This window comes from Dietzia sp. UBA5065 (assembly GCA_002415925.1).
GTDB lineage: Bacteria > Actinomycetota > Actinomycetes > Mycobacteriales > Mycobacteriaceae > Dietzia.
In genome coordinates, this window is record DIAZ01000049.1 from 3550 (window position 1) to 5157 (window position 1608).

2 protein-coding genes are annotated in these 1608 nt (G+C 75.2%); one reads left to right on the forward strand and one right to left on the reverse strand.

Going from position 1 to position 1608, the window contains the following annotated elements; translation table 11 throughout:
* Nucleotides 1-110: 110 nt before the first annotated feature.
* Nucleotides 111-1022: an alpha/beta fold hydrolase gene (locus tag B4M60_RS03640; protein ID WP_291080376.1), complete on the forward strand. Its 912-nt coding sequence runs from the start codon at nucleotides 111-113 to the stop codon at nucleotides 1020-1022.
* On the opposite strand, the gene B4M60_RS03645 is transcribed toward B4M60_RS03640, so the two are convergent.
* On the reverse strand, nucleotides 967-1608 hold a 642-nt coding region (locus B4M60_RS03645; protein WP_291080378.1), incomplete at its 5' end, for a prolyl oligopeptidase family serine peptidase. The genes B4M60_RS03640 and B4M60_RS03645 overlap by 56 nt on opposite strands.

The following is a 1608-nucleotide window of genomic DNA, read 5'->3' on the forward strand; positions in this document are numbered from 1 at the left end:
ACCGACGGACCCCGTCCCACCACCTGCGTGGGGCGGGGTCCGTCGCCGTCGGGCGACGGTCCGGTGGGGGCCTCCGCCGAGCGGGGAGGGGCGTCCGGCATCCTGTACGCATGACCAAGACCGATGATCCGCGCCGGATCGAACTCCGCCACGCCGACGGCAGCACGAGCCCGCTGCTGCTCGTGGAGTCCGACCGGCGGGACGAGCGCCGGCCCGCGATCCTGGTCCTGCCCGGCATCGCCGTCGGCGCCCGCTACTACCTCCCCCTGGCCCGCGCGCTCGCCGCGGAGGGCGTGGACGTGGCGATCACCGAGCTGCGCGGCCAGGGCGAGAGCACCCACCGGATCGGCCGCGGCGGGGTCGCCGGGTACCACGAGAGCGCCGCCGAGGACGTCCCGTTGGCCCTGGACGCCATGCGCCGGGCCCTCGGCGACCGGCGCGTGATCCTGCTCGGCCACAGCATGGGCGCCCAGATCGGCGTCTACCACCTGGCGCGCCGCGACCCGCGCGTCGCAGGGCTGGTCGCGGTGGCAGCCCAGTCGCCGTTCCACCGCGGTTTCCCGCGGCCGGTGGGTCGCAAGCTGCGGTTCGGCTCGGTGGTGCTGCCTGTCGTGGGACGGCTGGCCGGTCACGTCCCGGGTGGGTTCTTCGGCGCCGAGGGCCGGCTCCCGGCCGACCGGGTGCGCGACTGGTCCCGGCTCGCGGCCACCGGCGTCATGCAACCGGCGCGCGCGGACCTGGACTACCTGGCAGGCCTGACCCGCGTCGAGGTCCCCGTGCTGTCGGTGGTGATCGCGCACGACCCACTGGCGCCCGAGAGCGCCGCGCGCGGACTGCTGGCCATGCTCCCCGGTGCCAGGACGAGCCTGGAGGTGGAGCCGGTGCCGCTCGGCCACAACACGTGGGCGCGCACGCCCGCCGCGGTGGTCGCCCGGGTGCTCGCGTGGATGGACCGCGAGGTGCCCGTCAGTCCGTCCCGGGACGACGACGAGGGAGACGACGCCGGAAGAACTCGTAGGTGAGGACCGCCTTCCGGGCCTCCTGCGAGTTGTCGGCCGCGCCGGCGTGGCCACCCTCCGTGTTCTCGTAGTACGCCACCTCGTGGCCGGCGGCCTCCAGGGCGGCCGTCATCTTGCGGGCGTGGCCCGGGTGCACGCGGTCGTCCCGGGTGGAGGTGGTCATGAGGACCGGCGGATAGCGGACCTCCGTGGCCGGGCGGACGTGCTGGTAGGGCGAGTAGTGCCCCAGGAAGTCCTCCCAGTCCGCCGAGTCCGGGTCGCCGTACTCGGCCATCCACGACGCTCCCGCCAGCAGCAGGTGGTACCGCTTCATGTCCAGCAGCGGCACCGCGATCGCCAGCGCCCCGAAGAGCTCCGGGTAGCGGGTGAGCATGACGCCCATGAGCAGCCCGCCGTTGGATCCGCCCGTGGCGCCCAGCTGGTCCCGCGTGGTGACCCCGGTGTCGACGAGCGCGCGGGCGACGGCCGCGAAGTCCTCGAAGGCGCGGGGCCGGTTCTCGCGGACCGCCGCCCGGTGCCAGCCGGGCCCGTACTCGCCGCCGCCGCGGATGCCGGCCACCACGTACACGCCGCCGTCCTCGAGCCACAG

Coding starts and splice junctions, on each gene's coding strand:
- B4M60_RS03640 (WP_291080376.1), top strand. CDS start 111: ATGACCAAGACCGATGATCCGCGCCGGATCGAACTCCGCCACGCCGAC.